Annotated in this window: 4 protein-coding genes and 1 riboswitch; of the genes, 2 read left to right on the top strand and 2 right to left on the bottom strand. The window is 42.7% G+C overall.

Annotated elements, in window-relative coordinates; genetic code table 11:
* Positions 1 to 169: 169 nt before the first annotated feature.
* Both metC and ACFX4L_RS24940 read right to left on the bottom strand, forming a co-directional pair.
* Complete coding sequence (metC, locus tag ACFX4L_RS24945) at positions 170 to 1,351, bottom strand: cystathionine beta-lyase (RefSeq protein ID WP_284471540.1); 1,182 nt, start codon at positions 1,349 to 1,351, stop codon at positions 170 to 172.
* Positions 1,348 to 2,460 (bottom strand): methionine biosynthesis PLP-dependent protein, encoded by a 1,113-nt coding sequence (locus ACFX4L_RS24940; RefSeq protein WP_061461982.1) that lies wholly within the window; start codon positions 2,458 to 2,460, stop codon positions 1,348 to 1,350. The genes metC and ACFX4L_RS24940 overlap by 4 nt, the downstream gene beginning before the upstream one ends.
* An 87-nt stretch (positions 2,461 to 2,547) precedes the next feature.
* Positions 2,548 to 2,661, bottom strand: a riboswitch (SAM riboswitch).
* Between the two features lie 336 nt (positions 2,662 to 2,997).
* Between ACFX4L_RS24940 and fumC the strand changes: the two genes are divergently transcribed.
* Complete coding sequence (fumC, locus tag ACFX4L_RS24935) at positions 2,998 to 4,380, top strand: class II fumarate hydratase (RefSeq protein ID WP_377382575.1); 1,383 nt, start codon at positions 2,998 to 3,000, stop codon at positions 4,378 to 4,380.
* An 89-nt stretch (positions 4,381 to 4,469) separates the two neighbouring features.
* Positions 4,470 to 4,712: a hypothetical protein gene (locus tag ACFX4L_RS24930; protein ID WP_089363779.1), complete on the top strand. Its 243-nt coding sequence runs from the start codon at positions 4,470 to 4,472 to the stop codon at positions 4,710 to 4,712.
* Positions 4,713 to 4,839: the final 127 nt, after the last annotated feature.

Raw genomic sequence — 4,839 nt, 5'->3', positions numbered from 1 at the left:
CCGGTACAATACCGGGACCATTTATTAGCTGCTTAGGCACTTTTTTATACTGTCCGTAAAATGGGGCACAGTTCAAAATCGTTGGCCTTTATTTATTAATAGGTTGAAAAAGAATTAAAATGATGCAAACAAGTGGGTGCCCATAATTTATGAGGCACCCATCCTTTAATCATTTTGCAGCAATTGCTTCCCCTTTTGCAATATTTACGAGGGCAGCATCGAAATCCTTGATTAAATCGTCCGGATTTTCAAGTCCGACAGAGAGGCGGAGCAAGCTGTTCGTGATGCCTCGCTTTTCCCTTTCATCAGCAGGCATGGCAGCATGGGACATTTTGGCCGGGTAGGATAAAATCGATTCGACCGCTCCAAGGCTTACGGCAAAGACAGGAAGCTCGACAGTGTTCACGAAAGAGCGGAAGACTTCTTCGCTTTCCAATTCAAATGATAGGACCGCCCCTGCACCAAGCGACTGGCCTTGCTGGATTTCGTGCTGTGGATGATCGGCCAGGCCAGGATAATAAACCTTTTTCACCAAAGGCTGCTCATTTAAGTAGGCGGCAATCTTTTCTGCCCCTTTTTGGGAGTGTTCCATTCTAACGGACAAGGTTTTCAGACCTCTCATTACAAGCCAGGCGTCCTGTACACCAAGAACCGCTCCAAAGGAGTTTTGGAGGGAACCGAGTCTTACTGCCAAATCCGGATCTTTTACTACGGCAAGTCCAGCTATCACATCACTATGGCCGGATAAAAATTTCGTTGCGCTATGAAGGACAACATCAGCGCCCAGATTCAGTGGTTTTTGTAATGCTGGGGTCAAGAATGTATTATCAACAAAACTTAAGGCACCGGCTTTTTTCGCGATATCACATACTGCTTTAATATCGGTCACTTTAAGTAATGGATTTGAAGGCGTTTCGATGTATATGGCTCTCGTATTTGGCTGAATGGCCGCTTTAATGCTTTCAAGGTCCGTCATGTCAACGAATGTATGCTCAATATTGAAACGCGTCAAAACGTTTGTGACCATCCTGAACGTACCGCCATACACATCTTCGGAAATGACGATATGGTCTCCGGCAGACAACAGCAGGAAAGCTGTTGAAATGGCTGCCATACCTGATGAAAAGGCAAAACCGTGAGTGCCTTCCTCAAGTTCGGCAATGATATCTTCCAGTGCTTCGCGAGTTGGGTTCCCGCTTCTGCTGTAATCATATTTGCCGAATTGATCGATATCGGATTGATGGAAAGTGGATGCGTGCTGAATGGGGACGCTCACACCGCCTGTTGCAGGATCGAATTTATGTTGATTATGAAGTAATTTGGTTTCAAAGCTGAAATCATGAGTGGTCATCGTAGTGCCTCCCTTTTTACATGTGCGAATGCTTGCTGTAAGTCCTGGATCAAATCTTCGCTGTCTTCAATGCCGACGGAGAAGCGCAGCAGGCGATTGCAAACCCCGTTCGCCGTTCTGACTTCAAGCGGTATATCGGCATGTGTTTGTGTAGCAGGATAGGTGATGAAGCTTTCAACCCCTCCAAGGCTTTCTGCAAACGAAATTAATGAGAGTGATTGTAAAAATGGGTTGACCGCCGCTTCATCAATGATACGGAATGAAATCATGCCGCCTCTACCTGGATACAATACATCTGTAACACAATCATGTTCCGACAAGTAATCTACAAGTATCTTGGCATTCTTTTCATGACGTTCCATCCGCAATGCCAGGGTTTTCATTCCGCGCATCAACAGCCAGGAATCAAATGGGCTCAAGACAGCTCCCATGCCATTATGATGGAAGGCAAGTGCATCACATAATTCAGCGCCGCTAGCAACGATCAGTCCAGCGAGCACATCATTATGACCACCGAGATACTTGGTTGCACTGTGGATCACAATATCTGCTCCAAGCAGGATGGGTTGTTGAATAAGAGGCGTGTAAAAAGTGTTATCAACGATTAACAATAAATTAAATCGTTTGGCCAATGCTGCAACGGCGCTAATGTCTGTTTGCTGCATAAGAGGGTTAGTGGGAGTTTCGATGAAGATGGCTTTCGTGTGAGGAGTGATGGCTTTTTCAATATCCTCCAAACAACAAGTGTTTACATAGTCGCACTTCAATCCCCATTTCTTAAACCCTTGTTCCAACAGACGATATGTACCGCCATAAAGATCTTCGCTGACAATCCATGCATCATCTGATTTAAATAAGGCCAGTATAGTAGAAATGGCTGCCATTCCTGAACTGCAGGCATACCCTTGGTCGCCTTTTTCCAGATCGGCGATGGATCGTTCCAATAGTTGGCGTGTAGGATTACCTGTCCTTGTATAATCAAATCCAGTCGATTGGCCGATTCCTTCATGGCGAAAAGCTGTTGAAAAGTATACTGGCGGATTGACTGTTCCTGTCGCCGTTTCACTGCGATTTCCTAATTGAGCAAGATATGTTTCAGTTTTGTACATAGTTTTCACTGCTCCTTTTTAGTTAAATAAAATAAAAAAAAGTCTTCTTTAAGAAGAAGACTTTGATTAAATAGGGACGAGTCATTCTTCTTATCTTCCAAGTTCACAAACTTGTGGAATTAGCACCTTTTCATTGGTTTGAAACAAATGAAGGTTGCTGAGGTGTCATCGGGCCATTCCCTCTACCTCTCTCGATAAGAGTTTAGATTATTCAATTTCTTTTGAATTTACTATATATATAAAATACTGTCAAGAACATTTTGGATGATAATGCTTTGATTTTCATGAATAGGGCAATTGGAGACTAGCGGTGCCAACACTTTATGTGTCTAAAAAGAATATCCAAAATTTTCATGGGTCCAGGGATAAACACGATATTAAATGGATTTTAAAGAAAAAGGGGGAGGCATGGCCGGTTATTTTTGCATTAAAAAAATAAAGTTTGTACAATGTATAGAGAGAAAGAATAATATGACATTATTCATTTCATATACATATGGTCTTCGATGAATAGTGCAAACAATAGGAGGAGAACACATGGAATACAGAATCGAACGAGATACGATGGGTGAAGTGAAAGTTCCTGCCGATAAATATTGGGGTGCACAAACGGAGAGAAGCCGTAACAATTTCAAAATCGGTAACGAAAAAATGCCGATTGAATTAGTTCGTGCATTTGCATACGTTAAACAAGCTGCGGCAAAGGTGAACTATGATCTTGGTGATCTTTCGGAGGTTAAAAAGAATGCCATCGTTAAGATTTGCGACGAAATCCTTGAAGGTACGCTTGATGAACATTTCCCACTTGTAGTTTGGCAAACGGGAAGCGGTACGCAAAGTAATATGAACGTGAATGAAGTGGTCGCTAACAAAGGGAATGAATGGTTAAAAGAAAATGGTGAATCCGAAACCCTTCACCCGAATGATGATGTTAACAAGGCACAAAGCTCCAATGATACTTTCCCGACCGCCATGCATATTGCAGCCTTTATGGAAGTCGCTGAAAAATTGGTTCCTGCCATCAAAGCACTTCGTGATACTTTCGATTCAAAAGAAAAAGAATTTTGGGATGTCGTGAAAATTGGCCGGACACATCTTCAAGATGCAACACCACTGACTTTGGGACAAGAAATTTCCGGTTGGAAAGCGATGCTCGATAAAGATCTCGCGATGATTCAGGAAAGCAGCCAAAAATTATTGAACCTGGCCCTAGGCGGAACGGCTGTAGGAACGGGAATCAATACAAAAAAAGAATTCCCAGGACTTTCCGCCAAACAAATTGCAGCAGATACAGGACATCCCTTCGTCACTTCGGATAATAAGTTCCATGCATTGACAAGCCATAACGAAATCGTCTACGCACACGGTGCGTTGAAAGCATTGGCAGCGGATTTAATGAAAATTGCGAACGATGTCAGATGGCTGGCAAGTGGCCCTAGAAGCGGAATCGGCGAAATTGCCATTCCTGAAAACGAGCCAGGCAGCTCCATCATGCCAGGTAAAGTCAATCCTACACAAAGTGAAGCGCTTACCATGATTGCGACACAAATTGTGGGTAACGATGCTACGATTGGCTTTGCAGCAAGCCAAGGTAACTTTGAACTGAATGTATTCAAACCAGTCATCATCTTTAACTTCCTGCAAACGGTGAAATTATTGACGGAAGGCATTCACTCTTTCAACATTAATTGTGCAGTTGGCATCACTGCAAATGAAGATAAAATCAAAGAAAATGTAGACCGTTCACTTATGTTGGTAACAGCATTGAACCCGCATATTGGTTATGAAAAAGCAGCCAAGATCGCCAAAACTGCATTCAAGGACAACTCTACGTTAAAAGAAGCGGCGTTGAAATTAGAATTCCTGACGGAAGCTGAATTCAAAGCATGGGTAGATCCTGCTGACATGGTTAATAAATAATTGCATAGGAGTACCCTCCCGTTGGTTTTAGGGAGGGTGTTCCCATATGTTAAAATAATGGAAAAGTATCGGGGACAGGAGGAAAAACAATGTCTTTATGCCCGCTTTGCAACGGTCTAAGAAAAATTCATGTAAATTGCCCGGAGTGCAGCAGTGATCTTGATGATAAAGGGAAATTCATGGATTACGCTGATGATTACAGTGCTTATATGGATATCGACACACTTAAAGAAAACGACGGATACCCTCAATCCCTTCAAAAAGGCCAATGCCCGCATCTCATGAAATGCTCTGAATGCGGACATGATGAAGTGGTTTTGGTCCAGGAATAGGATTTGCCCCTTAGATATTATTTGAATAAACGAAAAAGACCCATTCATGAAGAGGGCACTGAAAAAGTCCCTTCGGGCCAATAGAGGTAGTTTTTCTCAGTTTATTCTGAGGAAATCTACCTTTTTT

This window comes from Peribacillus sp. YIM B13482 (genome assembly GCF_042787975.1).
GTDB classification, from domain to species: domain Bacteria; phylum Bacillota; class Bacilli; order Bacillales; family DSM-1321; genus Peribacillus; species Peribacillus simplex_A.
The sequence above is the reverse complement of the archived record's forward strand: the minus strand, read 5'-3'. Positions and strand labels throughout refer to the sequence as shown.

Coding starts and splice junctions, on each gene's coding strand:
- metC (WP_284471540.1), bottom strand. CDS start 1,351: ATGACCACTCATGATTTCAGCTTTGAAACCAAATTACTTCATAATCAA.
- ACFX4L_RS24940 (WP_061461982.1), bottom strand. CDS start 2,460: ATGTACAAAACTGAAACATATCTTGCTCAATTAGGAAATCGCAGTGAA.
- fumC (WP_377382575.1), top strand. CDS start 2,998: ATGGAATACAGAATCGAACGAGATACGATGGGTGAAGTGAAAGTTCCT.
- ACFX4L_RS24930 (WP_089363779.1), top strand. CDS start 4,470: ATGTCTTTATGCCCGCTTTGCAACGGTCTAAGAAAAATTCATGTAAAT.